Source organism: Leifsonia sp. SIMBA_070 (assembly GCF_046534635.1).
GTDB lineage: Bacteria > Actinomycetota > Actinomycetes > Actinomycetales > Microbacteriaceae > Leifsonia.
The window spans coordinates 2,202,812-2,228,626 of the sequence record NZ_JAWRYK010000001.1; the positions used below are offsets into that span (position 1 = coordinate 2,202,812).

Below are 25,815 nucleotides of genomic sequence, written 5' to 3' on the forward strand. Positions count from 1 at the left end.
CTGCGACACCCCCTGGAATAGGGGTGAATGCGGGGATTTTCGAGTGACATGCCACCACCAGTCCGGCCACGGGGGTCGATCGGGCTGGTGTCGTTCGCGACCGTCGCCGCCCTGGCCGCACTGCTGCTCAGCGCCATCGGACTGATCGGGAACGCCCCTCCCGCCACCGCCGCATCGAGCGCCACCGCCTCACCGAGGGCCACCGCCTCACCGAGCGCCACCGCCTCACCGAGCGCCACCGCAACCGAACCGCCGTCCTCCTCACCCGCCGACACACAGCCTCCGTCGAGCACACCGTCGCCGCCGCCGACCGCGCAGCCGCTGACGCTCGACGATCTTCCCTCCGGTCTGGTGACCTCCTTCCCGCTCCGGATCTCCGGCACCGGCACGCCCGGCGACGTCGTCGCCGTGTCCGGTGGTTCCACTCCCAGCGCCGCCGAGAGCTGCCAGGCGATGGTGGACGACGCCCAGCGCTGGAGCTGCGGCCTCGCCTCCCTGCCCGACGGCCGGGGCGTCGCCGTCCGCGCCGAGTCCCGCTCGTCGGGCGGATCCGCCGGCGGCCGCGTCGACGTCCTCCACCCGCCGGTCATCGCGGGCGACGGGGTCGTGTCGACCACCGGGGCTGTGCACGGCACGGCCTACCCCGGCGCCCAGGTGACGATGACAGCCGACACCGGCGCGACCTGCACCTTCCCCGCCGATTCCGGCGGCAACTGGGGATGCGTCCTGAGCGAGGACCTCTCCGACGGCCGCCACACTGTCACCGCGACCCAGGTCGCCGGTTTCTCCGCGCAGCGTTCCGCCGCCAGCAGACCGGTCACGGTCGCCGTGGACCGGACGGCGCCGGGAGCGCCGAGCATCACCGTGCCGGTTGCCGGCACGGCCGAGCCGGCCGGCTCTCCCGTCGTCTTCGGCGGAGCAGGCGAGACCGGCGCGCACGTGACCCTGTACGCCCAGACCGGCCGCGGCGCGGCGGTGGTCTGCACGGCGGAGGTGGTCGCGGGCGCATGGTCGTGCCCCGGGGTCCTCGATGCCGGCGCCTACACGCTCTCCGCACTGCAGCGGGACGCGGCCGGCAATGTCAGCGCCGGCAGCAATCAGGTGGCGGTGACCGTCGCCGTACCGGGCGTGGCGACGACCCCCTCGCCCAGCCGGACACCGAGCCCGGAGCCCACGCCGACCGCTCCCGCCCCCGCGGCGCCCGGAGCGGTCCCGCCGGCGGGACCGACGCACCCCGATACCAGAGGGTGGATCGACGCACCGTTCACCTCCGCCGTCGCGCCGACGGTGTCGGTGGCCGCTTTCCCGGAGTGGGTGCGCTCCGCCGGCCTTGCTGCCGCGGCCCTCCTGCTTCTGGTGCTGCCCGGCCGGCTGCTGGCCGCGGCGCTCGCCCGCGGACGGTCGGAGCGCGGGACCCACGGCCGGTCGTCCCTGTTCGGACGCAACCGGCCGCGATCGGACGTCTCGGACGCCTCGGCGCTGTTCGGCCGCACGCCCGAGCCGGCCGGGTCCGCGGCACGGCCGTCCTCCCTCCGCGGCGTCGCCTCTGCGGTGACCGGTGTCCGCTTCTGGTCCATGGCCGCCGCGGGTGCGACCGCCGCGCTGCTGATCACCCTCTCGACTCCGGTGCCCGACGCGGCGATGTATCCGGTCGTCCTGCTGGCGGTCGCGATCGCGGTCGTCGCCGTCAACGCCGTCTGGCTGCTCGCCGGGCGCGGGCTGGCGACGCACCTGCGCCTCCCGGCGCCGCGACTCGTCCTCCGCCCGGGGTTCCTCGTCGTCGTGGCGGTGGCCTCCGTCGGCTCCCGCCTCCTCGGGCTCTCCCCCGCGCTGCTGTTCGCCCTGGTGCTCGGGCTCGCCGCAGTGCCGCACGCCGGTCGCGTGGCGCGCGGCCGGATCGCCGCCCTGCAGGTCTCCGCCGTCGCCGCCCTCGGCGTGCTCGCGTGGCTCGCCCTCGCCGTGGTGGGAACCCCCTCCACCGTGTCCGGCGTCTTCCTGGTCGAGCTCGTCACCCTGCTCGCTCTCACCGGGATCGGGTCGGCGTCCGTGATGCTTCTGCCGATCGGCGGCCTGGCCGGACGGGCCATCGCCCGGTGGTCGCGCTGGGCATGGGCCGGTCTCAGCCTGGTCGTCTACACCGTCCTGTTCGCGCTGCTCCTGCCGGTGGTCTCCCTGATGGAGCGGGGAGTCGGGGTCATCGTCATCGTCGGCGTCGCCGTGGGGTTCGCGGCGACGAGTGTCGCGGTGTGGCTGTGGGAACGGTACGTGGCGCCCGCGCTCGACCGCAGCCTCCCGTAGCCGTCGTGAACTAGGCGACGGCCTCCACATAGAACCAGTCGCGGCCCTCCCGGACGAACCGGGACACCTCGTGGAGGCTGCCCCGTTCGGACCCCGTGAAGTGGGCGGTGAACTCGACCACGCCGTCGCGGTCGAACGGGCCCCCGCGCTCCGTCCGCTCGATGTCGAGCCGGTACCAGCGCAGACCCGGATCGAGCACGAGCTCGGACGGCCGGGTCGACGGATGCCAGCTCCGCATCAGGTAGGCCTCGTCGCCGAGCGCGAACGCACTGAAGCGCGACCGCATCAGACGCTCGGCGGTCGGGGCGGGTTCTCCGCGATGGACGGGGCCGCAGCAGGCGTCGTAGGTCTCGCCGCTGAGGCACGGGCACCGGGTGGTCACCGGTCGAGCCTAACCCTCGCCGCGAGGCGGAACGTGAAGACCCGGCCGGGCGCCGCGTCGGGGGGATCTCGGGCACCGGCCGGGCCGGGGGGACACCTCACCAGAAAGGGTGTCCAGATCAGTGTGGGACACGAGGTTGGGCGAGCACTTGGGATGGGCTGAGGGTCTTCGCAGACGCGCCGCGCGGCCGCGACAGTGTAGCGTTGAGGGTATGGAAGGTCTGCTCATCGGCTTCATCGGGCTCGTCGTCGTCGTCGGGGGCATCATCGCCCTGGCGGCCATCGTGCAGATGATCAGGTCGCCGTACCGCGACCGCTGACCGGTCGCCGACCGCGCTCGCCGCTCGCCCCCATAGCCCAATCGGTAGAGGCAGGCGACTTAAACTCGCCCGAGTGTGGGTTCGAGTCCCACTGGGGGTACTGGTCGGTGCATTCGCCGCCAACCTCCGGAGCTCATTATCTCCGACTGGACCGCCGGCGTCTCCCGATGCTGCCCGCTATTGCGCGGCCAGCTGCTCGCTGAGCGCGCGCACCCCGGCCCGGGCCCGCCGGTGGGCGCCGCGGAGACGGGCGTAGGCGGGCGCGTCGGCGGACGGCTCGACCGGGTCGCCCAGGCGGACCATGGCGGCGAGCGCCGCATCCCATCCGGGGTGCATCCCCGACCCGACCGCCGCGCAGACGGCCCCGCCGAGACCGGCGGCGTCGTCGATCGCAGCACGACGCACCGGGAGCCCGGTCGTGTCCGCGACGATCTGCGGGAGGATGCCCGAACGCGCCCCTCCCCCGGTCACGATCACTTCGCTGAACCGGAGGCCCAGCTCGGCGGCCATGTCGTCCGCGTTGTCCGCCATCTCGAAGGCGATGCCCTCGAGCAGGGCGCGGTAGATGTGGGCACGGCCCTGCGGTCCGCCGAATCCGAGGAGCGCGCCGCGGCGGGTGGGCGCGTCGGCCGGTGCCAGCCAGTCGAGCACGGCACGCACGCCCTCGCTCCCTGGCGGCAGGGCTGCGGCCTCCCGGTCCAGACGCGCCTCAAGGTCGTACATGGCGTCGTCGCGGACGCCGGCGCCTTCGAGCAGCGACCGGAACCAGCTGACCGTCCACATTCCGCGGCGGATGCCCGCACTCTCGGCCAGGTACTGCCCGGGCCGCGACCCGAAGTTCACCCAGTGCCGCTCCCCCGCCCCCGGCTCACCTGCCACGGTCATCGACGAGATGTAGGTGCCCAGCGAGAGCAGGAGCTGGTCCGGCCGCGAGAGGCCGGCGCCGAGCGCCTCCACGGCCTTGTCGTTGGCGGTGGCGAACACCGGAAGGCCCGCGGGGAGGCCGGTCGCGTCGGCCGCCTGCGGGGTGACCGCGCCGAGCAGGTCGCCGGGGTCGACCAGGTCGAACAGCAGCTCGCGGGGCATCCCCGTCGCGGCATACGCCTCCGGGTCCGCCGACCAGCGCCACGTCGCCTGGTCGATCGGCCAGACGCCCTGGTAGTTGGCGGCCGTGTCGACGAAGCGCCCGGTGAGGCGGTGCGCGATGTAGCCGGAGGAGGTGGTCAGCCGGGCCACGCGGTCGTCGTCGCGCTCGTACGGCCGTCCGACGCGGTCGTCCATCCAGCTCAGCATCGGCTCCACGAGCTCGCCGTCGGCCGTGAGCATCGCCCGGCAGAAGCGGATGGTGCAGAGCCCGACGCCGACGATCCGGCCGCGGTCGCCGGTGAACCGGTCCAGCGCGATCCGGCAGGCGGCCCGGATGGAGTCCCAGACGTCGTCGCCCGGATGCACCGCGCGTCCGGGGGACGGATGCGCGTACGGCAGCAGCCCGACGCGGGCGGAGGCGTGCACGGCGCCCTGCTCGTCGACGATGAGCACCTTGGTGCTCTGCGACCCGTTGTCGATCGCGACGACGTAGGAGGTCACGCGCGCTCGTTCTGTAGCGCGCCGTCCCGGTCCGCCTCCACCTGCACAGCATCGAGGGGCAGGATGGTGCCCGGGTTCATGATCCCGTTCGGGTCGAGCGCCGCCTTCAGCCGGACCAGCAGCTCGTAGGCGGAGCCGTGCTCCTCGGCCGTCCAGTCGGTGCGGTACTTGCCGATTCCGTGGTGGTGCACCATCGAGCCCCCTAACCGCAGCGCCTCCTCCACGATGATGGCATTGAGCGGCTTGTGGTAGAGCTCGATCTCGTCGCGCGGGTCGCAGTGGATGTCGTAGTCGTAGACGAAATACAGGTTGGTGCCGGTCTGGTAGCTGTGCGACGAGTGCGCCCCCAGCATGGTGAGGTCGCCGGCGCGGTCGAACGACGTCCGGACCCGGTCCATGACCGCCCGGTACAGGTCGTCGACATGGGACCAGTCGACCGACACCTCGGTGGTGTAGCCGAGGTGCCGGGTGTGGAGCATCTGCTGCTTCTCGGCGTCGATCTTGTCCTGGCCCCAGTTGAGGTCGTCGAACCAGGCGCGGATGCGGTCGTCGGGGACCCGGGTGAAGGTCGGGGCCGTGAAGAGGTCCTCGATCCCGGCGGCGGTCGCGTCGGCGATCCGCTCCGGGCCCTCGGCGACGAGCACGACCACGTTCCTCCCGTCGAAGAAGTCGGCGAAGTGCTGGCGGGCGTCCTCCGGCGAGTACAGCCGGCAGACGGAGGGACGGTAACCCTGCGTGATCAGCTCGCGCAGCGCCTCCACTCCCGCCGCGAAGTCGTCGACCAGGAAGCCGAAGAAGCGGTAGTTTTCCGGCTGGAAGCGGAACACCTTGACGGTGACCTCGGTGATGAAGAACAGGGCGCCCTCGTTGCCGATGACCAGGTGCCGGATGTCGGGGCCGGCGGCGCGGCGGGGCACGTTCTTGATCCGGGTCACCGTGCCGTCCGCCAGCACGGCCTCCAGCCCGACCACCATGTCCTCGATCCCGCCGTAGAGGGTCGAGAACTGGCCGATCGACCGGGTCGCCGTGAGGCCGCCGTACTGCGCGAGCGGCTTCGACTGCGGGGAGTGGCCGGTGGTCAGTCCGCGCTCGCGGAGCCGGTCCTCCAGCTCCTGCAGCGGCACGCCGCACTGCACGGTGACCATCATGTCGGTCTCGTTCACGTCGAGGACGGCGTCCATCCGGGACCCGTCCAGCACGATCGAGTCGGCGACCACCGTCTCCAGCCCGCCCTCGGTCGCGGTGCGGCCGGTGCGCGGGACGACGGCCACGAGGTGTTCGTCGGCGAACCGGAGGACGGCGGCCGCCTCCCCGGTCGACCGCGGGTAAGCGATGGCGGCGGGGAACGGTCCGTCGAAGATGCCGTGGACGGCCGTGTACTTCTTGAACCGGTCGACGCTCGCCTCGCGGAGCGCGGTGTCGTCGGTGTCGACCTGGTCAGCGCCGAGCAGCTCGACGAGCCGTTCGGCGATCTGGTCGCGGGAGAGGTCGGAGCGGGAGGCAGGCATGGGTCGGTCCCTTGGGTCGAGTCGTGAGGAGGAGGAGGTGCGGTCAGCGGAGGAGGTAGCCGCCGTCGACGACGAGCGTGTGCCCGGTGACGTAGTCGGCGGCGGGACTGGCGAGGAAGACGAGCGCGCCCATCAGATCTGCGGGGTCGCCCCAGCGTCCGGCGGGCACGTGGTCGACGATGCGCGCGTTGGCGGCGGCGTCCGACCGGGTGCGCTCGGTCAGCGCGGTGGCGAAGTAGCCGGGCGCGATCGCATTGACCTGGATGCCGTACTCGCCCAGCTCGTCCGCGTACGCCTTGGTGAAGCCGACGATGCCGGCCTTGGAGGCGGCGTAGGCCGGAGACTGCTTGCCGCCGAGGAACGAGAACAGCGAGGCGATGTTGACGATCTTGCCGGAGCGTTGCGGCATCATGCTGCGGGCGGCGGCGTGGGCGAACTCGAAGGCGGCCGTCAGGTTCACGGCGAGCATCGGGTCCCACTTGTCGCGCCCGAAGGAGGCTACGTCGTCGAGCAGGTTGATCCCGGCCGAATTGACCAGAATGTCGAGGCCGCCGAGCGTGGCGACGCACTCGTCGACCATACGCTGCGGCACGCCGGGCTCGGTGATGTCGGCGGCGGCGAAGGCGTAGCGGCGTCCGCGCTCGGTGACCAGGCGCTCGGTCGTCCCGTCGTCGTCGGCCAGGCTGGGCACGAAGACATCCGCGCCGGCGGCCGCCAGCGCGACCGTGAACGCGCGGCCGAGGCCGCCGTTGCCGCCGGTGACCATGGCGCGCTTGCCCTCGAGCGAGAACAGCGCCGTGCTGAAGTCGGTGAGCTCCACCGGCTACGCCTCCTTCGTCGCGAACGGGTCGGCGATGCCGACGTACCGGGTCTCCAGGTACTCCTCGATGCCCTCGAAGCCGCCCTCGCGGCCGAGGCCGGACTGCTTCACGCCGCCGAAGGGCGCTGCGGGGTTGGAGACGACGCCCGCGTTGACCCCGAGCATGCCACTGTCGAGCTCCTCGGCGAGACGCAGCCCGCGGTTGAGGTCGCGGGTGTAGACGAACGCGACGAGCCCGAACTCGGTCGCGTTCGCCAGCCGGATCGCCTCCTCCTCGGTGCGGAAGGTGGTGATCGGGGCGACCGGCCCGAAGATCTCCTCGCCCAGGATGCGGGCGTCGGCGGGCACGCCGGTCAGCACGGTCGGCTGGTAGAAGTAGCCAGGGCCGGTGACCCGGGATCCGCCGACCGTCACGGTCGCACCGTCGGCGACGGCCTCCTGGACCAGCGACTCGACCTTGTCGCGCGTCGCGGCATCCACCAGCGGGCCCATGGTGACGCCCTCCTCGGTGCCGCGGCCGACGCGGTAGCCGGCGATCCGCTCGGCGAACGCTGCGGTGAACTCTGCGGCGACCGACTCGTGCACGAGGAAGCGGTTGGCCGCCACGCACGCCTCCCCCCCGTTGCGCATCTTGGCGAGCACCGCGCCGTCGACGGCCGCCGGGAGGTCGGCGTCCTCGAAGACCAGGAAGGGCGCGTTGCCGCCGAGCTCCATGGAGACCCGGAGCACCTGCTCCGCCGAGTCCGCGATGAGACGCCGGCCGACCTCCGTCGAACCGGTGAAGGACAGTTTGCGCAGGCGAGCGTCCCTGATGAGCGGCCCGGTCACCGCCCCGGCGCGGGTGGTCGGGATGACGTTGAGCACGCCGGCGGGGAGTCCCGCCTCTTGCAGGACCGAGGTCAGCAGGAGCGCGGTCAGCGGGGTGAGCGCGGCCGGCTTCAGGACCATCGTGCAGCCGGCAGCGATCGCCGGGGCGATCTTCCGCGTCGCCATGGCGAGCGGGAAGTTCCACGGCGTGATGAACAGCGACGGCCCGACCGGGCGCTTCACCACGAGGAGGCGGTTCGCGCCGTCCGGAGCGGTGGCGTACCGCCCGGAGACGCGCACGGCCTCCTCGGAGAACCAGCGCAGGAATTCGGCGCCGTACGCCACCTCGCCGCGCGCCTCGGCGAGCGGCTTGCCCATCTCCAGCGTCATGGCGAGCGCGAAGTCGTCGGCGCGCGCGGTGACCAGCTCGAACGCGCGGCGCAGGATCTCGGCCCGTTCGCGGGGCGCCGTGCGTGCCCACTCGCGCTGGGCGGAGTCCGCTGCGGCGAGCGCCGCGTCGCCGTCCTCCGGCGTCGCGTCGGCGACCCGGGCGAGCACCTGCTCCGTGGCGGGATCCGTCACGTCGAAGGTGGCGCCCGAGGTCGATGCGCGCCACTCGCCGCCGATGAACAGCCCGGTGGGGATGCGGTCCAGCAGGTCGCGCTCGGCGGTCATCGGACGACCTCGTCGGCGGTCGCGAGACGCAGGGGCGTGCCGATGAGGTCCTCGTACAGCTTGAACGGCGCCATCTCGCCCGCGCGGTCCCCGTACTGGGCGCGTCCGCGACGGAACACCTGGTCGACCAGCGACGACAGCTCCACGGGCACGCCGACCGACCGGGCGAGGTCGATCGACAGGCCGAGGTCCTTGCAGGCGAGCGCCAGCGCGAATCCCTCGTCGTAGTCCCCGTTCTCGAGGATGGACAGCACGTCGTTCTGCACGAAGTTGCTGTTCGCGGGACTCGCCACCAGGGAGTCGCGCAGCACGGCCAGGTCGACCCCGGCCTTTACGCCCACCGCGAGCACCTCCGCCGTCGCGACGAGGTGCGAGAACCACAGCTGGTTGATCATCAGCTTCACCGCGTACCCGGCGCCGTGCCCGCCGACGTGGAGGATGCGGTCGGGGTCGCCCATAGCCTCGAAGACTGGGCGCAGCCGCTCCACGTCCTCCGCCTCCCCGCCGACGAAGATCTGGAGGGTCCCGGTCGCAGCGCCCAACGACATGCCACTGACCGGCGCGTCGAGGATGCGCAGCCCGCGGCCGGCGGTGGCCACGCGGACGGCGTTCGCCACCTCCGGCACGGAGGTCGACATGTCGATCCACGTGCCGCCGTCGGCGATGCCCGCGAGCACGCCGTTCTGACCGTTCACGGCGTCGTCGACATGGCGCGGCGTCGGGAGCATCGTGATGACCAGGTCGCTCTCGCGGGCCACCGCGGCGGCGCTCTCCGCCCAGCGGGCGCCGCCGGCGATCAGTTCGGCCGCGGCCTCCGGTCGCAGGTCGGTGACGACCAGCGGGAAGCCGGCCTTCTGGAGGTTGCGGGTCATCCCGCTTCCCATGCTGCCGAGGCCGATGAAGCCGACCGTGGGGTTCTGTGCTGTCATGTTCCTTTTCCTTGGTGAACGGCCGCGAGGTGGCGGCGGCCTCAGGCGGGAGCCGTGTAGAAGGGGTTGGCCGGCCGATCGCGTGCGGCGAGCACGTCGTCGAGCGACGGGAGGCCGGCCACGCCGTTGCGCAGCGCGTTGGCGGTCGCCGCGCGGTTGTTGCGGTAGACGGTGTCGGCGTCGTCTGCACCCGGGTTCACCCAGACGGCCGCGATGATGACATCCGTGTCGGCCGTCTCCGCCGGCACGACGCCCTGGGCCACCGCGTCGGCGACGCCCGCGGCCACACCGGCCTGCGCCGGGCCCCAGATCAGGAGGCCGTGCTCGTCGCCGGCGGGCGCCGACTTGGTGACGAACAGCGTGAGCGGCTTCACCGGGAGGGAGGGCGCCAGAACGGCCACGAAGGGCACGTGCCCCGCGCTCGGCGAGGCGAGGGCGGAGGCCCAAGCCGCGCCGGCAGGACCCGAGCGCGGTCCGGCCACGGTGTTGATGTGGGCCGCGTTCACGCCCTCTCCGACGAAGCTCTCGCCGATGCGCAGGTCGGAACCGGCCAGCGGGGATGAGGACAGCGGGGATCCGGACGGGGATGCGGACAGGTCCGCCGCCATCAGATCAGCCCCTCGTCCTGCAGGAACTTCTTGGCGACGTCCGCCGGCTCGTCGCCGTCGACATCCACCTTGGCGTTCAGCTCCTGCATCTTCTCAGTGGTCAGCTTCGACGAGACCTTGGCGAGGATGTCCGCGATCTCCGGGTACTTCTTGAGGATCGAGTCCTGCATCGAGAAGGCGCCCTGGTAGACGGGGAAGAACTTCTTGTCGTCCTTCATGACGGTCAGGTCGAGTGCCTTGATGCGGCCGTCGGTGGCGAAGACCTCGCCGAAGTTGCAGTCCTGCCCCTTCTGGGTGGCCGTGTAGATGATGCCGGTGTCGAGCATCTTGACGTTCGAGTCCGGCACGTCGAGGTTGTACGCCTTCTTGAGCCCGGGCCAGCCGTCGTCGCGGGTGGAGAACTCGCTCTCGATACAGAACGTCTTGTCGCTGGTCTTCAGCTTCGCCACGTCGCTGAGCGTCTTCACGCCCAGCTTCTTCCCCTCGGAGGCGCGGATGGCGAAGGCATACGTGTTGTTCAGCGGCGCCGGGTCGAGCCAGGCGATGCCCTTGGCCGCGTCCGCCTTCTTCACGGCGTCGAACTGCTGCTGCGGGTCGGTGATCGGCGCCGTGTTGCCCTGGTAGGTGATCCAGGCGGTCCCGGTGTACTCCCAGTAGCCGACGAACTGCTTGTTCTCGAGCGCCTGGCGGACGTTCTGCGAGCCGACCAGCTTCGTGTTGGCCTCCAGCTTCGCTCCGTGGGCGTTGAGCAAGTCCGTGGTGATGTACGCGAGGATGTACTGCTCCGAGAAGTCCTTCGAGCCGATCTGGCCCGTCAGACCCTTCAGCTCGTCGCCCTTGCTGCCGGACGCTCCGGCGCCTCCGGCGGAGCATCCGGTCATCAGCAGTGCCGCTGCGGCGGCGACCGCCACGATCGAGAGGTGCCTCTTGGTGGACATGGTTCTCCTTAGGGATGCGGGTTCGTGCAGGTGTTGTGGTGAGTGGGGAGGGGTGGCGCGGTCAGATTCCGCGCGGGCGGACGAGGTCCTCGACGAGCCCCGCCAGCCAGTCGATCAGGATGGCGATGGCGGCGACGAGGACCGCTCCGGTGAGCAGCACGGGGAAGCGCTGCAGCTTGAGGCCGTTGACGATCATGTCGCCGAGGCCGCCGGCGTTGATGAACGTCGCGACGGTGGCGACGCCGACGCAGAAGACGAGCGAGGTGCGCAGCCCGGCGAGGATGGTCGGGGAGGCCAGCGGCAGCTCGATCTGCCGCAGCACCTGGCCGGGCGTCATACCCATCCCGCGTGCGGCCTCCTTCGCGTCGCCGCTCACCTGTTCGAGCCCGATCAGCGTGTTGCGCAGCACCGGGAGGAACGAGTACGCGACCAGGGCGACCAGCGCGGTCACGAAGCCGGTCTGCCAGACGATGGCGAGCAGGATCACCACGCCGACCGCCGGCGTCGCCTGACCGATGTTCCCGAGGCCGAGGACGACGCCGCGGAACCAGCGCGAACGCACCCGGTGGACGGCGATGCCCGCCGGGATCGCGAGGAGCGCGACGAGTGCGGAGGCGACGATCGTGAGCACGAGGTGCTCCCGGATGCGCGCGCTGATGTACTCCGGGTTGAGCGTGCGCTGCTCGATCGAGTCCAGGTGGAGGGTGGAGAGCCAGAGGAACAGGAGGCCGACCAGCACAACGACCACCACCGGGGCGGCCGATCTGCGGGCGACGGTGCCCACGCGCTTCCCGGCACTGACCCGGGTCGTGCTCCAGTCGAGTGCGGCGGTCATCGCGACGCCCCCGGCCGCGCAGGCTCGCCGACCGCCGGAACACCGAGCACGGCCGAGATCGCGGCATGGTCGAGGGCGCCGATGGCACCGGCCGGGTCCACGACCGTGACGGTGCCGCTCCCGGTCAGGACGATCAGGTCGAGGGCGTCGCGGAGGGTCGCCGTCGCGTCGATCCGCGGGGCGCGCTCGTCGACCGCGTTCGACAGCCGCGCATCCGTCACGGGGATGAGCGACAGCCGTTTGATCGCGGCGCCCTGCCCGATGAACGAGGCGACGTAGTCGTTCGCCGGCCGGGCCAGGATGTTGGCCGGCGTGTCGAACTGCTCGATGCGGCTGCGCTCGCTGAGTACGGCGATGCGGTCGCCGAGCCGGACCGCCTCGTCGAAGTCGTGCGTGACGAAGATGATCGTCTTCCCGATGTCCGCCTGCAGCCGCAGGAACTCGGCCTGCAGCCGCTCGCGGGTGATCGGGTCGGTGGCCCCGAACGGCTCGTCCATCAGCATCACCGGCGGGTCCGCGGCGAGGGCGCGGGCGACTCCCGCGCGCTGCTGCTGGCCGCCGGACAGCTGGCGCGGGTAGCGCCGGGCGAAGGTCGCCGGGTCCAGCTGCACGGTCCGCAGCAGCTCGTCCACCCGCTCGGCCGTGCGGTCCTTCGACCAGCCGAGCATGCGCGGGACGGTCGCGATGTTCTCCGCGATCGTGCGGTGCGGGAACAGGCCGATCTGCTGGATCACGTACCCGACGTGCCGGCGGAGCTGATTCGGGTCGAGCGACAGGACGTCCTGGCCGTCGATCCGGATGCTGCCGGACGTCGGCTCGATCAGCCGGTTGATCATCTTCATGGTCGTGGTCTTGCCGCAGCCGCTCGGGCCGACGAACATGACCAGCTCGCCCGGCTCGACCCGCATCGAGAAGTCCTCGACGGCGGGCGCCTCCTGGCCGGGATAGTTCTTGGTGACGCCGTCGAGTTCGATGGCGACGCCGGCGGACTGGCGCGAGAGGGCGGACAGGAAGCCGGTGTTGGTGACCTCGGCCGGCGCCGGGGTGTTGGTGAGCTCAGACACGGAGTCCCCTCGAGGTGGTGTAGCGGGAGATGAGGATGAACGCCCCGTCGACGAGGAGCGCGAGGATGATGATCGCGACCGTGCCGGCGACGGCGTAGTTGATGGCGTTCCGGGAGCCGATGGAGGACAGCCCCTGGAAGATGTACTGGCCGAGTCCGGGACCAGCCACGTACGCCGCGATGGCGGCGATGCCGATGGTGAGCTGGGCGGCGACCCGGACACCGGTGATGATCACCGGCCAGGCGATGGGCAGCTGGGTGGTGATCATGATGCGTGCGCGGCCCATGCCCATCCCGCGGGCCGACTCGACGACCTCCGCCGGGACCTCCCGCAGGCCGACGACGGTGTTCCGGATGATCGGCAGCAGCGAGTAGAAGACGAGGGCGACGACCGTCGGGCCCCAGCCGAGGCCGAGGATCGGCGAGAGCAGGGCGAGGAGGGCCAGCGACGGGATCGTGATCGCGATACCGGCGGCGGTGAGTGCGGTCGCCCGGGACACCGGGCGGTTCCAGACGACGACGCCGATGAGGACGCCGACGGCCATGGCGATCACCAGGGAGATCAGGACCACGGCCAGATGCTGACCCGTGAGGTCGAGGATGTCGCTCCAGCGTTCGCTGAGGAATTCTGCGAACGAGCCGAAGCTGAAGCCTGCGTTCATGCATCGTCCCTTCTCTTCGTTGAGGGGCTTCGGGGTGGTACCCGCTCACCATAGAGCGAGCGGATGCCATTTCGCCAATGGTGGTTGTGCATATGGCAACAAGAGTTTTAGGGTGCGGATATGACGTCAGCAGCAGAGCCGCGCCGGAACGCCTCAGGGCTGGCCAGGGACATCGAGATCCTGGAGCTGCTGGGAGGGTCGGAGGCCATGCAGAACCGCGGTCTCGGGGTCCTGCGGATCGCCCAGCTCACCGGGCGCGACAAAGCGGTCGTCTCGCGGACACTGGCGACCCTCGCCGACGCCGGGCTGCTCGAGCGCGACGAGTCCAGCCTGACCTACCGACTCGGCGCACGGCTGTTCGCCCTCGCCGCGCGGACCGCCGAGAGCCGCCTCGTCAGCGAGTCGCGCGCCTCCCTGCGGCGCATCGCCCAATCGACCAGGGAGACCACCCACCTCTGCGTGCTCCGCGGGGGGAATGTGCTCACCATCCTCAGCGAGCTCAGCCCGCACGAATTCCGGACGACGGGGTGGGAGGGGGTGACGACCGCCGCCTGGCGCACCCCCTCCGGGAGGGTGCTGCTCAGCGACTGGGACACCGGCTCGCTGGAGCGCTGGTACGCCGAGCACGGGCAGGACCTGCCCATCGTCGGACCGGCCGACCCCGTGATGGCGGCCTCCGGCTTCTCCGTCCTCAGCGCACCGCCCGAGGACAAGGCCGTGGTCACGGACTTCGACAGCCTCCTCGGCGAGCTCGGCCGCATCCGCTCGCGCGGCTACGCCCTGCTCGACGAGGAGCTCGAGCAGGGAGTGGTGGGGGCGTCGGCGCCGGTGCGCGACCTCAACGGCCGCATCGTCGCCGCCGTGAACGTGAGCGCGCCCAAGGCCCGCATCGGAGATCGGCTGGAGGCGCTGGGCCGCTACGTGGCGGCGGCGGCCTCCGACCTGTCCCGGCAGCTCGGCGCGGCCTGACGGCGGAAGCGCCCGCCCCGCAGGACGCACGAAGGCCCGGCCCCCTCGGGGACCGGGCCTTCCTCGCTCAGAGCGGACGCTACTTCGCGCTGACCTCTGCGGGCTGCTTCGTGGCCGGCTCCGCCTTCTTGCGGGCGGGGGCCTTCTTCGCCGGCTCCTCGGGCGCGGCCTCGACGGCCGGCTTCGGGCGGGCGGCGAACTCCTCGAAGTTGGCGCGCGGGTTCTGGACGGCCTGCAGCGACACGATGTCGCGGCCGAGCCACAGGTTGTTCCACCAGCCCCAGATCACGCGCCACTTGCGCTCCCACGACGGCATCGCCAGACCGTGGTAGCCGCGGTGCGCGACCCAGCCGAGGACGCCCTTGACCGCGAGCTTGCCGGACTGGAGCACGCCGATGCCGAGGCCGAGGCCGGCGACCGCGCCGAGGCTCTTGTGGTAGTACTGGCGCGGCAGCTCGCCGCGAAGGGAGGCGACGATGTTCTTCGCCAGCAGCTTGCCCTGACGCACGGCGTGCTGGGCGTTCGGGACGCAGTAGCCGCCGACGCCCGCGCCGGTCAGGTCGGGAACGGCCGACACGTCGCCGGCGCCCCAGGCGTCCTCGATGATCTCGTCCTCGGTACCCACCCGCAGGTCGGCGCGCACGCGCAGGCGGCCGCGCTCCTCGATGGGGAGGTCGGTGTGGCGGACGATCGTCGGGTTCGCCATCACGCCGGCGGTCCAGACGATCAGGTCGGTCTCGAAGCTCTCGCCGGTCGACAGCTGGATGACGCCGTCCACTGCGCTCGACAGCTGCGTGTCGAGGTGGATCTGCGCACCGCGCTCCGCCAGGTTCTTGATCACCCAGTGGCTGGTCTTGAGCGAAACCTCCGGCATGATCCGGCCCATGGCCTCGATCAGGTGGAAGTGCGTGTCGTCGAACGACAGCTCCGGGTAGCGCTTCAGCAGCGCGCTGGCGAACGAGCGCAGCTCGGCGAAGATCTCGATGCCCGCGAACCCGCCACCGACGACCACCACGGTGAGCAGGCGGTCGCGCTCCGGACCGGCCGGCAGGGTCGCCGCCTTGTCGAAGTTCGTCAGGAGGCGGTCGCGGATGTACACGGCCTCCTCGATGTTCTTGAGCCCGACGGCCTGGTCGGCGACGCCCGGGATCGGGAACGTGCGGGACACGGCGCCGGCCGTGACCACGACGATGTCGTACTCCAGCTCGTAGGACTCGCCCACCGGCGGCTGGATGGTCGCGACCTTGCGCGCGTGGTCGACGTACGTGACCTTCGCGGTGATGATGTTGGTCGTCTTCAGGTGACGGCGGTGGGCGACCACCGCGTGACGCGGCTCGATGGAGCCGGCCGCGACCTCCGGAAGGAACGGCTGGTACGTCATGTACGGCAGCGGGTCGACCATGGTGACCTCGGCCTCGCCCGGGCGGAGCTGCTTCTCGAGCTTCCACGCGGTGTAGAAGCCGGCGTACCCGCCGCCGACGATCAGGATTTTGGGCACAGTGATGCGTCTCCTCTAACCGATAAGTTTGGGCCTACATTACTCCCTGCTGCGCGTTCGCCTGAAATGCAGCCACGCGCCCGTGCCGCCGAGGGCGACGAGGACGAGGAAGCCGGCGATCAGAGCGAACGGAAGCCAGAAAGCGGTGAGGACGCTCCATTGCGGCCACAAGATCCGACTCCATGGTACCGCGTGCTCGGGGGCGAGTTTCGCCGGGGCCGGAGCCGGCTGCGCATTCCCGTTCGAGGGCGGCGCGGTGGCCTGCGGCGACTCGGCCCGGCGGTGGATGCGGATCCAGTCGCCGAGGTCGCCCATCGGATTCGCCGTGACATGCGGCACGGTTGCGGTCACCGCGGCCGCCGCATCCAGCAGGCCGTAGCCGTAGATCGGGCTCGGAACCGTCCCGCCCGCCGGCCGCGCGGTGCGGATGACGCGCTCGATGACATCCGCGGCCTTCAGCTCGGGATGCGCGGCGCGAACCAGCGCGACCGCACCGGCGACCAGAGGCGCTGCGCCGCTCGTGCCCGCCCACTGCACGTAGCCTCCACCCGGGTTGGCGCCGACGAGCTGCTCGCTCGGTGCGGAGACTCCGATCGTGATGCCCTGCGCCGAGGCGTCGAAACTCGCCTTCCCGGCGCGATCGACGCCGGCGACGGTGAGTACGCCAGGGATGGTCGCCGGCGCTCCCACCTCACTGGTGCCGCTGCCGCGGTTGCCGGCCGCGGCCACGATGACGACGTCATGGGCGAACGCGTACTGGAAGGCCTCGTCCCAGCTGGGCGGCCAATCCAGAGTGTTGCGGGTCAGCGACATGTTGATGACCTTCGCACCGTTGTCGACCGCCCAATGGATGCCCTGCGCGATCTGCTCGTCGCTCCCCACCGGGCCCATCGCCTTGCCGAGGGCGACGGAGACCGGGAGCACGCTCGCCGCGGGCGCCGCTCCGAGCACGCCGTTCCCGGGTCCCGTGCCGCGGCCGGCCAGCAGGGAGGCCACCCACGTGCCGTGGGCGGAGCTCTCCCCGTCGCCCAGCGGCTTCTGGCCGTTCGGGGAGCCGACGCCCGACACATCCGTGCCGCCGACCACTGCGCCGGCCAGGTCGGGCACGGAGCCGTCGACGCCGGTGTCGATCACGGCGACGGTCACACCGGCGCCCTTGGTCGTGTTCCACGCCTGCGCGAAGCCGTAGTCGTTCAGCCAGTACTCCAGGTCGCGCACCTGATCGGCGCGGGCGGCTGTCGCCGGCACGATCGCGGCGGCGAAGGCCAGGGCGGCCACCGACAGGGTGGCGGCGAGCCGGCGTACCGTCGCCGAGACGCCCCTCCTGCTCACGCCGTGCGTCGGCGCGCCGCTCGCTGGCATGGTGCTATCCGGCGACGTCGATGCGGCACTCGCACACCGCGGGAGACCACCCGCCGCGTTCGAGCGCGAGGTCGCCGATCGGGTTCACGCCCGGTCCGGCGGCGAGCGCGTGCGCGGCGAGCGCGTGAAGGCACTTCACGCGCGCGGGCATCCCGCCCGCCGAGATCCCCGTGATCTCTTCGACGACGGCGATCGACTCGCGGTCGGCCAGGTACTGCTCGTGTGCGGCCCGGTACTGCTCCGCGATCTCGCCGTCGGCGGCGAGGAGCTCGTTGTACTCGGTCATCACCTGGGTCGCCTCCAGGGCCGACATGGCCGCCGTCGCCGCCGGGTGGCTCAGGTAGTAGAAGGTCGGGAACGGCGTGCCGTCGTCGAGGCGGGGCGCGGTGGAGACGACCGTCGGGCGACCGCAGACGCAGCGGGCGGCGATGCCGACGACGTTGCGCGCCGGACGGCCGAGCTGCTCGGAGACGACGGCGATGTCCTCGTCGGTCACGGGGTCGAATGGTGGTCTGGTCATACGGTCACTTCTTCGGTGCGGGTGCGGTCGGGGCCGTGGTGGCCGGCGTGGGGGTCGGCGTTCCGTCGAGCTGCTGCGGGGTCGCGTCGGTCAGGCCGGCGCCCATGAACGAGCCGAACAGGGAGCCGACCCAGTCGGTGCGGGTCTTCTGCAGCTTGGAGCTGACCGGCGTGCTGTCCTGCTTCGCCGCGGGAGGCCGGTCGTCGATGACGAGGTAGCTGACCTCCCCAGGCATCACGTAGTAGAGCCGGTCGCGCGCCTGGGCGCGGAGGTAGCTGGGGTCGTTCCACCGCGCGCGCTGGTCCTTCAGGGTGTCCACCTGGGTGGCGAGCTGATCGACGGCGTGCTGCTGGTCGGCGATCTGCTGCCGCTGGGCGAGGAACGCCTGGACGGTCGGCGCGAGGATGACGACGGCGAGCACCAGGACGCCCATCATGACGAGCGAGAACGCCGAGAAGTGGAGCTGACGCAGCCACTGCCCGCTGCCCGTCGGCCGGGACATGCGCACCGGGACCCGGCGCGTGCGCGGCTTCGCCATGGGCCCTCCCGGTCTCGGATCGTGCGGCGTCTCGGGACGCATCGTCTGGAGCCGTCCGGCCCCCTCCCATCGTAGGCGATGGGCCGGATCGCGGACGCGGCGCGACGGGGTGTCGGGATGCGCTCAGCCGGCGCTCAGCAGGCCGACCAGCCGGATCACTCCCAGCGCGACGAGCACCACGCCACCGAGTGCGAACACCGCGCCGATCGCCCGGGCGTCGCGCTCCCGGAGCCGCTTGCGCGCATCCTCGTCCGCGAAGAAGGCCGCCGTCCGCGCCGGTCGCGCCAGGAACAGCACCCCGAGCACGCCGAACAGCACCGCCAGCGCTAGGAACAGCACCAGCGGAACGACCTCCGACCCTCCCTGCCACATCCCCCCATTCTCCCCCGCCGCCCCTCCCGCGTCCCTCCCGCCCCTTCTCGTCGAAGTGCACGTAGGTGCGCCCGACACGCCGTGCGGGTGCGCAACAAGGTGCACTTCGACGAAAGGGGGGCGGACGAACCGGCGATCAGATCGCTGGAGACGCGGAACGGCCCCCGGGAGGACCCGGGGGCCGTTCGGTGGAGCGCAACGCGCAGCGCGGAGGGCGCGGCGCGTTACGCGGTGAAGCGCGGGAAGGCGCTGCGGCCGGCGTAGACGGCGGCGTCGCCCAGCTCCTCCTCGATGCGGAGCAGCTGGTTGTACTTGGCGACGCGCTCCGAGCGGGCGGGGGCGCCGGTCTTGATCTGGCCGGCGTTCGTGGCGACGGCGAGGTCGGCGATCGTGGTGTCCTCGGTCTCGCCGGAGCGGTGCGACAGGACGGCCGTCATGCCGCTGCGCTGCGCCAGCGACACGGCGTCCAGCGTCTCGGTGAGGGTGCCGATCTGGTTGACCTTGACCAGGATGCTGTTCGCGGCCTTCGCCGTGATGCCCTGGGCGAGGCGCTTCGGGTTGGTGACGAACAGGTCGTCGCCGACGAGCTGCAGCTTGGTGCCGAGCTCGGCGGTGAGGTGCGCCCAGCCCTCCCAGTCGTCCTCGGCCAGCGGGTCCTCGATGGAGACCAGCGGGTAGTTGGCGGCGAGCTCCTGGTAGTAGGCGCTCATCTCGGCCGCGGTGCGCTCCTGGCCCTCGAAGCGGTACACGCCGTTCTCGAAGAACTCGGTGGAGGCGACGTCGAGGCCCAGCGCGATGTCGCGGCCGACGGTGAAGCCGGCCTTCTCGATCGCCTCGGAGATCAGGTCGAGTGCCGCGCGGTTGTGCTCGAGTTCGGGGGCGAAGCCGCCCTCGTCGCCGAGGCCGGTGTTGAGGCCCTTCGACTTGAGCAGCGCCTTCAGGGAGTGGTAGGTCTCGACGCCCCAGCGGAGGCCCTCGGAGTAGGTCTCGGCGCCGAGCGGCAGAACCATGAACTCCTGGATGTCGACGCCGGTGTCGGCGTGCGCTCCACCGTTGATGATGTTCATCATCGGGACGGGGAGGACGTGCGCGTTGGGGCCGCCGAGGTAGCGGAACAGCGGGAGGTCAGCCGAGTCGGCGGCGGCCTTGGCGACAGCGAGGCTGACGCCGAGGATGGCGTTGGCGCCGAGTCGCTTCTTGTTGTCGGTCCCGTCGAGGGTGATCATGGCCTCGTCGACCAGGCGCTGGTCGGCGGCGTCGAAGCCCTCGATCTCCGGCCCGATCTCGTCGAGGACCGCATCCACGGCCTTCTCGACGCCCTTGCCCTGGTAGCGCCCGCTGTCGCCGTCGCGCAGCTCGTAGGCCTCGAACGCGCCGGTGGAGGCGCCGGACGGGACGGCGGCGCGGCTGACGGTGCCGTCCTCGAGGAGCACCTCGACCTCGACGGTCGGGTTCCCTCGCGAGTCCAAGATCTCGCGAGCGCCTACAGCTTCGATTGCAGCCACAACTGTCTCCTTGCGTGGTTTTTTCGTGGGATTCCGAAGTCAGTCTAGTGAGGCCGCCGCCGCACGGAATGCGCCTAGTGGATGGACGCGTCCGCAGGTCCGAGGGTCCATGAGGTGAAGCGGACGGTCAGGTCCGCACGGCTGGGCGCGCACACCATCGGTCCGGCCTCGGCCGTCGCGGCGGGGTCGAGGTAGGCGAGGCGGACGAGCCGGAACGCCTCCTCCCCCGCTCGTGCACGGACCGTGATCGCGTCGCCCGAGCGGCTCACCCGGACGGTGAGAGGCCGGCCCGCCCACTCGGGCACCGGGGCGACCGACCAGTCGGAGAACCTGTGGGTGACCACCGCTCCGAGCTGGAGGGCCCCGTCGGCGTACTCGACGCCCGCCTTCGCCCACTCCTCGTCGGAGACCCGCACGAAGACGCCCGCCTGGTCGAACTCGCCGGAGAAGTCGCCGGTGAAGGTCACCTCCATCGCTGTGCCGTCCGTCAGCGGCGCGAGCAGCGCGTGCTCGGTGTCGTGCACGAAGCCGTACGCGGTGCTGCGCCAGGCGTCGCTGGACTCGACCGCCGTGACGAGCAGGGCGTCACCGTCTTCCGACACGGCAGCAGGCGGTGTCGTCCAGCGTCCCTCGCTCCAGGCGATCGACCGGGTGGCCGCGCTCATGCGAGGGCCTTCAGTTCGAGCGCTGCCGCGTCAGCGGTGTCGGCGCCGACGAACGCGAACGAGCGGAACCCGGAGGATGCCGCCCGGTCGAGGACCGCCTTCATGTTCTTCGCCCGCCGATCCAACCGGACCCGGCTGCCGCGTGCGATCAGCTCGGACTTGATCGCGATCAGCCGGTCGAGCGGCACGGCGTCGTCGTACACGAGCACCACGGACTCCGCGGAGGCGTCCTCCGGCACCTCGACCAGGTCGACGACGCGCTCGAAGCCGATCGAGAACCCGGCGGCGGGGACGTCGGTGCCGAGGAAGCGCCCGATCATCCCGTCGTACCGGCCACCGCCACCGACGGAGCTGCCGGAGCCGGGGTGAGCGATCTCGAAGATGGTGCCGGTGTAGTAGCCCATCCCGCGCACCAGGGTCGGGTCGAAGCGCAGGGCGACGCCGGCCGGGAGGGTGTCGAGCGCGTGGGCCAGCGCCTCCAGGTCCGCGACGGCGTCGGTGTCCATCCCCCCGGGCAGGATGCCCGTGATCGCCTCGACGGTGAGCTCGACCCCGCCTTCGGCGAGGTGCGGCTCGAGGTCGGCGAGGATGCCGCCGAGCACGGCCGCGGAGTCGGCTCCACCCTCCGCGAGTTCGGCGACGACGCCGGCCGCGCCGATCTTGTCGAGCTTGTCGATGGAGATCAGGACCTGCGGCCAGCGCGCCTCGTCGAACCCGCAGTACTCGAGCAGGCCGTTGAGGATGCGGCGGTCGTTGATGCGGATGGTGCAGTCGGTGAGGCCCAGCGCCTCCAGCGCCGCCGCCGTCGCCGTGATCAGTTCGACCTCGGCCAGCTGGGTCGGCTCGCCGATGATGTCGATGTCGCACTGGACGAACTGCCGATAGCGGCCCTTCTGCGGACGCTCGGCGCGCCAGACGGGTGCGATCTGGATGCTGCGGAACACGGGAGGAAGCTCGGCCCGGTGGGAGGCGTAGAAGCGCGCGAGCGGAACCGTGAGGTCGAATCGCAGCCCCAGGTCGGCGAGGCCGAGCAGGTCGCCGGAGTCGATGGCCGCGGTGAGGTCGTCGCCGCCGAGGCCGCGTTTCAGGATGCTGAACGACAGCTTCTCGTTGTCGCCGCCGAGACCCGAGTGGAGGCGCCCCACATCCTCCACGACCGGGGTCTCGATCTCGTCGAAGCCGTGGGCCGCGAAGCTGCGGCGGATCACCCCGAGGGCATGTTCGCGGCGGGCCTTCTCGGCGGGGAGGAAGTCGCGCATGCCGCGGGGAGGGGTGATCGGTGAGGCCATGCACCGATTCTTCCATGCCGGTCGCCGCGGGCGCCCGCCGGCCCCGCTCGCACCGGCAGACACCTCCCGGGGGGATGGTGCCGGCGGGAGGATCGCGCGTAAGATCTGGGGCGTTGCCACCCTGATGCCGCGCCGCGTGCGCGACTCGGTGGCGTCCCCCCAGGGGGCCTGGCATGAGTCGCATCCGTCCGACCACGGCGCTTGCTCGCTGCCAGACATGAGGCCGACAACGCGTCCGCCGGAGACCAGGAGCGCGCCGCCGCGAGGCGCCGCCTCACCCGAATGGCGAACGGACCTCCGAAGGACGCGCTGCCGGCCATCCCTCTGCTCGGCGTCGATCCGTGCTGGCCGCACGCGATGAGTGCGATGCGCTGAGCGCTTGGCCCGGATCGCTGTGTAAGGTTAGGCTTGCCTAAGAAGGCCGCTCGTTCTGAGCCGGCCCGCATCCCATCCCCGACGCCCGAGGAGAACCATGCTTCCTGTCCCCCGCGCCTCCCGCCGCCGATCGCGGCTCGCCCTGATCGCCTCCGCGATCGTGGCCTCCGCCGCCCTGGTGCTGACCGGCTGCAGCGCCGGCGCCCCCGCCGGCCAGAGCTCCACCGGCGGAGACACGGGAGCCTTCCCGGTGACGGTGAAGAGCGCGCTCGGCTCCACCACGATCGATGCGAAGCCGAAGCGCATCGTCACCTGGGGCTGGGGAGCGCAGGACATCGTGCTCGCGCTGGGGATCATCCCTGTCGCCATGCCGAAGTTCACCTACAGCGGGACCGCCGACGGCGTGCTGCCGTGGGACGCGGAGCGGATCACGGAGCTCGGCGGGAAGACCCCCCAGCTGCTCACCTTCGACACCGGCGAGGTGCCGTTCGAGGAGGTCGTCGCGGCCAAGCCGGACGTCATCCTGGCGCCGTACTCCGGCCTGACGCAGACCGAGTTCGACACCCTCAGCAAGGTCGCGCCGGTCGTGGCATACCCGGAAAAGCCGTGGTCGACCAGCTGGCGCGACCAGACCGCCATCGTGGGCAAGGCGCTGGGCATGACGAAGCAGACGGATGCGCTCGTGAAGAAGACCGAGGACTCGGTCTCGACCTTGGCCGCGAAGTACCCGGTGCTGAAGGGCAAGACCTTCTACTACGCCGCGGCGAACGAGCCGGGCAAACTGAACGTCTACCGCGCCGACGACCCCCGCGTGCAGCTCCTCAACGACCTGGGCCTGAAGAACTCCCCCAGCGTCGCCGCGCTCGACTCCTCGAAGGGCGACGGCAGCTTCTTCTACCAGCTGAGCTACGAGAAGCTCTCGCAGATCGACACCGACCTGCTGGTGATGTACTTCGACAAGCAGTCCTCGGTGGACGCCTTCACCTCCGACCCGTTGGTCGCCGCGATGCCCGCCGTGAAGGAGGGACGCCTCGCCGCGATCGTAGGCGAATCCCTGGTCATGGCCACCAGCGCCCCGAGCGTGCTCAGCATCCCGTGGTCGCTCGACCGCTACGTGCCGGTGCTGGCCGCGGCCGCCGAGAAGGTGAAGTAGCCGCAGGCATGACCGCGAGCGTCACCGTGCCGGACGCCGGCCGGGTGGGGACCATCCCGCCCGGCCGGCGACGCCGGCGACTCCTGTGGGGGTTCGTCGTCGCCGCGCTCCTGCTGGTCGCGGTGTCGGTGCTGAGCCTGATGGTCGGCGCCAGGACGATCGCGCCCGCGGATGTGGTGCACGCCCTCCTGCACTATTCGAGGGCGGATGCCGACTCCCTGGTGGTGGTCGACAGCCGGCTCCCCCGCACACTGCTGGGGCTCGCCGCCGGGCTCGGCCTGGGGCTCGCCGGAACGGTCATGCAGGGTCTGTCCCGCAACCCACTGGCCGACCCCGGCATCCTCGGCGTCAACTTCGGCGCCGCCTTCGCCGTCGTGCTCGCGATCGCCGTGCTCGGCGTCACCACGCCCTCCGGCTACCTGTGGTTCGCATTCGCGGGCGCGGCGTTCGCCTCCGCGGTCGTCTACGCGGTCTCCTCGCTCGGCCGGGAGGGCGCGACGCCGGTGAAGCTGGCCATCGCGGGAGCGGCGGTCTCGGCCGCGCTCGGCTCCCTCATCACAGCCGTCGAGCTGACGAGCCGGGCCTCCCTCGATGCCATGCGCTTCTGGCAGGTGGGTTCGCTCGCCGGCCGGGGCTTCGGCATCCTGTGGCAGATCCTGCCCACACTGGTCGCCGGCGCCGTGCTTGCGCTGCTGCTCGGGAGGCTGCTCAACGGCCTCGCACTCGGCGACGACGTCGCCCGGGGCCTGGGGCAGCGGGTCGGAGTCACCCGCGTGCTGTGCGGCGTGGCGATCGTGCTGCTCGCCGGATCGGCGACCGCGGGCGTGGGGCCGATCGCGTTCGCGGGGCTGATCGTGCCGCATATCGCGCGCAGGGTGGTCGGCGCCGACTACCGCTGGATCCTCGCCTACTCCGCACTGATCGCGCCGACCCTCCTGCTCGGCTGCGACATCATCGGACGGGTGGTGGCTCCCCCGGGCGAGCTGCAGGTCGGCGTGGTGCTGGCCCTCATCGGCGCGCCGGTGTTCATCGCGCTGGTGCGCCGCCGCCGGCTGGTGAGCCTGTGAGCGGCGGGATGGGCGAAGCGGTGACGAGGGCCCCGCACGCCGAGACGCTGGCCGCTGTGCGCCGCGACCGCCGTCACGGACGCGCCCGCGCCCTCCGCGTCTCCCTCGTGCTCGCGGTCCTTCTGCTGCTGGTCGCCGCGATCTCCTTGACGCTCGGCGCCGCCGCAGTCGCCCCCGCCGACGTGCTGGCCGCCCTCGTCGGCCGCGCGGACCGCCTGACGTCGTTCGTCATCCTGGAGCTGCGCCTCCCCCGGCTGATCGCCGGCGCCCTCGTCGGGGCCTGCCTCGGACTCTCGGGCGCGCTCATCCAGTCGATGGCGCGGAACCCGCTGGCCAGCCCGGACATCATCGGCATCACGGCTGCGGCGAGCGCCACCGGTTCCATCGCGCTGGTCTGGTTCGGGATCACCGGGCTCGCGCTGTCCGGGATCGTCCTCGGCGGAACGCTGATCGCGGCCGCCCTGATCTACGTGCTGGCGTGGCGGCGCGGGGTGAGCGGCTACCGGTTCGTCCTGATCGGGATCGGGATCGCTGCGTTCTGCGGAGGCATCGTCTCGTACGTGCTCACGCGGGCCGACCTCTCCGACGCGCAGCAGGCCCTGGTCTGGCTGACCGGGAGCCTCAACGCCGTCGACCCGGCTGCGCTGCTGGTGCTCGGCGTCGGGACGACCGTCCTCCTGCCGTGCGCCCTGCTGGTCGGCCGGCCGCTCGGCGCGTTGTCCCTCGGCGACGACCTGGCGTCGGGTCTCGGCGTCCGACCGGAGCGCACGCGCCTCCTGGTCGTCGGCACCGCCGTCGCCCTCGCGGCCATCGCCGTCGCGGTGGCCGGGCCCGTGTCGTTCGTGGCGTTCCTCGCCGCGCCCATCGCACGCGGCCTGGTCGGCCGGGGCTCGCTGGCGCTCGTGCCGTCGGCGCTGCTCGGCGCGCTCATCCTCGTCGTCTCGGACATCGCGGCCCAGTTCGCGATCCCGGGCGTCGTCCTGCCCGTCGGGGTCGTCACCGGCATCGTCGGCGCGCCCTACCTGCTCTGGCTGCTGGCCAGAACCAACCGCATCGGCCGGGGAGGCTGAC

General features: G+C 71.6%; 24 protein-coding genes and 1 tRNA gene. 6 read left to right on the top strand and 19 right to left on the bottom strand.

What is annotated here, in order from left to right; translation table 11 throughout:
- The first annotated feature begins 48 nt into the window (after positions 1-48).
- Complete coding sequence (locus SB754_RS10380) at positions 49-2,298, top strand: hypothetical protein (RefSeq protein ID WP_410782242.1); 2,250 nt, start codon at positions 49-51, stop codon at positions 2,296-2,298.
- Between the two features lie 10 nt (positions 2,299-2,308).
- On the opposite strand, the gene SB754_RS10385 is transcribed toward SB754_RS10380, so the two are convergent.
- Positions 2,309-2,680: a YchJ family protein gene (locus tag SB754_RS10385; RefSeq protein WP_410782243.1), complete on the bottom strand. Its 372-nt coding sequence runs from the start codon at positions 2,678-2,680 to the stop codon at positions 2,309-2,311.
- A 345-nt stretch (positions 2,681-3,025) separates the two neighbouring features.
- Between SB754_RS10385 and SB754_RS10390 the strand changes: the two genes are divergently transcribed.
- A tRNA-Leu gene (locus SB754_RS10390) sits at positions 3,026-3,099 on the top strand.
- Between the two features lie 77 nt (positions 3,100-3,176).
- On the opposite strand, the gene SB754_RS10395 is transcribed toward SB754_RS10390, so the two are convergent.
- The 10 genes from SB754_RS10395 to SB754_RS10440 form a co-directional block, all read right to left on the bottom strand.
- Positions 3,177-4,586, bottom strand: coding sequence for an FGGY-family carbohydrate kinase (locus SB754_RS10395; protein WP_410782244.1), 1,410 nt, complete (start codon positions 4,584-4,586; stop codon positions 3,177-3,179).
- Entirely contained in the window at positions 4,583-6,094 is a 1,512-nt protein-coding gene (locus SB754_RS10400; RefSeq protein WP_410782245.1) for an FAD-binding oxidoreductase, read from the bottom strand. Before SB754_RS10400 ends, SB754_RS10395 begins: the two co-directional genes overlap by 4 nt.
- A 43-nt stretch (positions 6,095-6,137) precedes the next feature.
- Positions 6,138-6,914: an SDR family oxidoreductase gene (locus SB754_RS10405; RefSeq protein ID WP_410782246.1), complete on the bottom strand. Its 777-nt coding sequence runs from the start codon at positions 6,912-6,914 to the stop codon at positions 6,138-6,140.
- 3 nt (positions 6,915-6,917) lie between these two features.
- A complete protein-coding gene (locus SB754_RS10410) occupies positions 6,918-8,396 on the bottom strand; it encodes an NAD-dependent succinate-semialdehyde dehydrogenase (RefSeq protein ID WP_410782247.1) in 1,479 nt (492 codons plus the stop codon).
- Positions 8,393-9,325 (bottom strand): NAD(P)-dependent oxidoreductase, encoded by a 933-nt coding sequence (locus SB754_RS10415; protein WP_410782248.1) that lies wholly within the window; start codon positions 9,323-9,325, stop codon positions 8,393-8,395. Before SB754_RS10415 ends, SB754_RS10410 begins: the two co-directional genes overlap by 4 nt.
- A 41-nt stretch (positions 9,326-9,366) precedes the next feature.
- Positions 9,367-9,933, bottom strand: coding sequence for a formaldehyde-activating enzyme (fae, locus tag SB754_RS10420; protein WP_410782249.1), 567 nt, complete (start codon positions 9,931-9,933; stop codon positions 9,367-9,369).
- On the bottom strand, positions 9,933-10,871 hold the full coding sequence (locus tag SB754_RS10425) for a glycine betaine ABC transporter substrate-binding protein (protein WP_410782250.1): 939 nt from the start codon (positions 10,869-10,871) through the stop codon (positions 9,933-9,935). Before SB754_RS10425 ends, fae begins: the two co-directional genes overlap by 1 nt.
- A 61-nt stretch (positions 10,872-10,932) precedes the next feature.
- Positions 10,933-11,706 (bottom strand): ABC transporter permease, encoded by a 774-nt coding sequence (locus SB754_RS10430; RefSeq protein ID WP_410782251.1) that lies wholly within the window; start codon positions 11,704-11,706, stop codon positions 10,933-10,935.
- Complete coding sequence (locus SB754_RS10435) at positions 11,703-12,716, bottom strand: ABC transporter ATP-binding protein (protein ID WP_410783307.1); 1,014 nt, start codon at positions 12,714-12,716, stop codon at positions 11,703-11,705. Before SB754_RS10435 ends, SB754_RS10430 begins: the two co-directional genes overlap by 4 nt.
- A 46-nt stretch (positions 12,717-12,762) precedes the next feature.
- Positions 12,763-13,431 carry an ABC transporter permease gene (locus SB754_RS10440; protein WP_410782252.1) on the bottom strand — a complete coding sequence of 223 codons (669 nt, stop codon included), beginning with the start codon at positions 13,429-13,431 and terminating at the stop codon, positions 12,763-12,765.
- A gap of 120 nt (positions 13,432-13,551) precedes the next feature.
- On the opposite strand from SB754_RS10440, the gene SB754_RS10445 reads away from it, so the two are divergent.
- Positions 13,552-14,400 (top strand): IclR family transcriptional regulator, encoded by an 849-nt coding sequence (locus tag SB754_RS10445; RefSeq protein ID WP_410782253.1) that lies wholly within the window; start codon positions 13,552-13,554, stop codon positions 14,398-14,400.
- A 79-nt stretch (positions 14,401-14,479) separates the two neighbouring features.
- Here the strand turns inward: SB754_RS10445 and SB754_RS10450 are convergent, their stop codons facing one another.
- From SB754_RS10450 to hisS, 8 genes are all read right to left on the bottom strand, one after another.
- On the bottom strand, positions 14,480-15,898 hold the full coding sequence (locus SB754_RS10450) for an NAD(P)/FAD-dependent oxidoreductase (protein ID WP_410782254.1): 1,419 nt from the start codon (positions 15,896-15,898) through the stop codon (positions 14,480-14,482).
- Between the two features lie 39 nt (positions 15,899-15,937).
- On the bottom strand, positions 15,938-17,260 hold the full coding sequence (locus SB754_RS10455; RefSeq protein WP_410782255.1) for a S8 family serine peptidase: 1,323 nt from the start codon (positions 17,258-17,260) through the stop codon (positions 15,938-15,940).
- 4 nt (positions 17,261-17,264) lie between these two features.
- The gene (locus SB754_RS10460; protein ID WP_410782256.1) at positions 17,265-17,780 is read right to left on the bottom strand and encodes a DUF501 domain-containing protein; all 516 of its coding nucleotides are present in this window, start codon (positions 17,778-17,780) and stop codon (positions 17,265-17,267) included.
- Between the two features lie 4 nt (positions 17,781-17,784).
- Positions 17,785-18,318 carry an FtsB family cell division protein gene (locus SB754_RS10465; protein ID WP_410782257.1) on the bottom strand — a complete coding sequence of 178 codons (534 nt, stop codon included), beginning with the start codon at positions 18,316-18,318 and terminating at the stop codon, positions 17,785-17,787.
- A gap of 123 nt (positions 18,319-18,441) precedes the next feature.
- Positions 18,442-18,690 (bottom strand): hypothetical protein, encoded by a 249-nt coding sequence (locus SB754_RS10470; protein ID WP_410782258.1) that lies wholly within the window; start codon positions 18,688-18,690, stop codon positions 18,442-18,444.
- Positions 18,691-18,914: 224 nt separating this feature from the next.
- Positions 18,915-20,195 (bottom strand): phosphopyruvate hydratase, encoded by a 1,281-nt coding sequence (eno, locus tag SB754_RS10475; protein WP_410782259.1) that lies wholly within the window; start codon positions 20,193-20,195, stop codon positions 18,915-18,917.
- Positions 20,196-20,269: 74 nt separating this feature from the next.
- Entirely contained in the window at positions 20,270-20,860 is a 591-nt protein-coding gene (locus SB754_RS10480) for a DUF1349 domain-containing protein (protein WP_410782260.1), read from the bottom strand.
- Entirely contained in the window at positions 20,857-22,149 is a 1,293-nt protein-coding gene (gene hisS / locus SB754_RS10485) for a histidine--tRNA ligase (protein ID WP_410782261.1), read from the bottom strand. The genes SB754_RS10480 and hisS overlap by 4 nt, the downstream gene beginning before the upstream one ends.
- Positions 22,150-22,621: 472 nt before the next feature.
- On the opposite strand from hisS, the gene SB754_RS10490 reads away from it, so the two are divergent.
- The 3 genes from SB754_RS10490 to SB754_RS10500 are packed head-to-tail and all read left to right on the top strand — an operon-like array spanning position 22,622 to position 25,814.
- Positions 22,622-23,677 (top strand): iron-siderophore ABC transporter substrate-binding protein, encoded by a 1,056-nt coding sequence (locus tag SB754_RS10490; protein ID WP_410782262.1) that lies wholly within the window; start codon positions 22,622-22,624, stop codon positions 23,675-23,677.
- An 8-nt stretch (positions 23,678-23,685) separates the two neighbouring features.
- A complete protein-coding gene (locus tag SB754_RS10495) occupies positions 23,686-24,744 on the top strand; it encodes a FecCD family ABC transporter permease (RefSeq protein ID WP_410782263.1) in 1,059 nt (352 codons plus the stop codon).
- A 20-nt stretch (positions 24,745-24,764) separates the two neighbouring features.
- Positions 24,765-25,814 (top strand): FecCD family ABC transporter permease, encoded by a 1,050-nt coding sequence (locus SB754_RS10500; RefSeq protein ID WP_410782264.1) that lies wholly within the window; start codon positions 24,765-24,767, stop codon positions 25,812-25,814.
- Position 25,815: the final 1 nt, after the last annotated feature.

What these genes read in the sequence shown, in the direction of transcription:
- SB754_RS10400 (WP_410782245.1), bottom strand. Translation starts at nt 6,094, where the DNA reads ATGCCTGCCTCCCGCTCCGACCTCTCCCGCGACCAGATCGCCGAACGG.
- SB754_RS10455 (WP_410782255.1), bottom strand. Translation starts at nt 17,260, where the DNA reads ATGCCAGCGAGCGGCGCGCCGACGCACGGCGTGAGCAGGAGGGGCGTC.
- SB754_RS10470 (WP_410782258.1), bottom strand. Translation starts at nt 18,690, where the DNA reads ATGTGGCAGGGAGGGTCGGAGGTCGTTCCGCTGGTGCTGTTCCTAGCG.
- SB754_RS10430 (WP_410782251.1), bottom strand. Translation starts at nt 11,706, where the DNA reads ATGACCGCCGCACTCGACTGGAGCACGACCCGGGTCAGTGCCGGGAAG.
- SB754_RS10380 (WP_410782242.1), top strand. Translation starts at nt 49, where the DNA reads ATGCCACCACCAGTCCGGCCACGGGGGTCGATCGGGCTGGTGTCGTTC.
- SB754_RS10440 (WP_410782252.1), bottom strand. Translation starts at nt 13,431, where the DNA reads ATGAACGCAGGCTTCAGCTTCGGCTCGTTCGCAGAATTCCTCAGCGAA.
- hisS (WP_410782261.1), bottom strand. Translation starts at nt 22,149, where the DNA reads ATGGCCTCACCGATCACCCCTCCCCGCGGCATGCGCGACTTCCTCCCC.
- SB754_RS10445 (WP_410782253.1), top strand. Translation starts at nt 13,552, where the DNA reads ATGACGTCAGCAGCAGAGCCGCGCCGGAACGCCTCAGGGCTGGCCAGG.
- SB754_RS10425 (WP_410782250.1), bottom strand. Translation starts at nt 10,871, where the DNA reads ATGTCCACCAAGAGGCACCTCTCGATCGTGGCGGTCGCCGCCGCAGCG.
- SB754_RS10490 (WP_410782262.1), top strand. Translation starts at nt 22,622, where the DNA reads ATGCTTCCTGTCCCCCGCGCCTCCCGCCGCCGATCGCGGCTCGCCCTG.
- SB754_RS10465 (WP_410782257.1), bottom strand. Translation starts at nt 18,318, where the DNA reads ATGGCGAAGCCGCGCACGCGCCGGGTCCCGGTGCGCATGTCCCGGCCG.
- SB754_RS10480 (WP_410782260.1), bottom strand. Translation starts at nt 20,860, where the DNA reads ATGAGCGCGGCCACCCGGTCGATCGCCTGGAGCGAGGGACGCTGGACG.
- SB754_RS10410 (WP_410782247.1), bottom strand. Translation starts at nt 8,396, where the DNA reads ATGACCGCCGAGCGCGACCTGCTGGACCGCATCCCCACCGGGCTGTTC.
- SB754_RS10415 (WP_410782248.1), bottom strand. Translation starts at nt 9,325, where the DNA reads ATGACAGCACAGAACCCCACGGTCGGCTTCATCGGCCTCGGCAGCATG.
- fae (WP_410782249.1), bottom strand. Translation starts at nt 9,933, where the DNA reads ATGGCGGCGGACCTGTCCGCATCCCCGTCCGGATCCCCGCTGTCCTCA.
- SB754_RS10495 (WP_410782263.1), top strand. Translation starts at nt 23,686, where the DNA reads ATGACCGCGAGCGTCACCGTGCCGGACGCCGGCCGGGTGGGGACCATC.
- SB754_RS10460 (WP_410782256.1), bottom strand. Translation starts at nt 17,780, where the DNA reads ATGACCAGACCACCATTCGACCCCGTGACCGACGAGGACATCGCCGTC.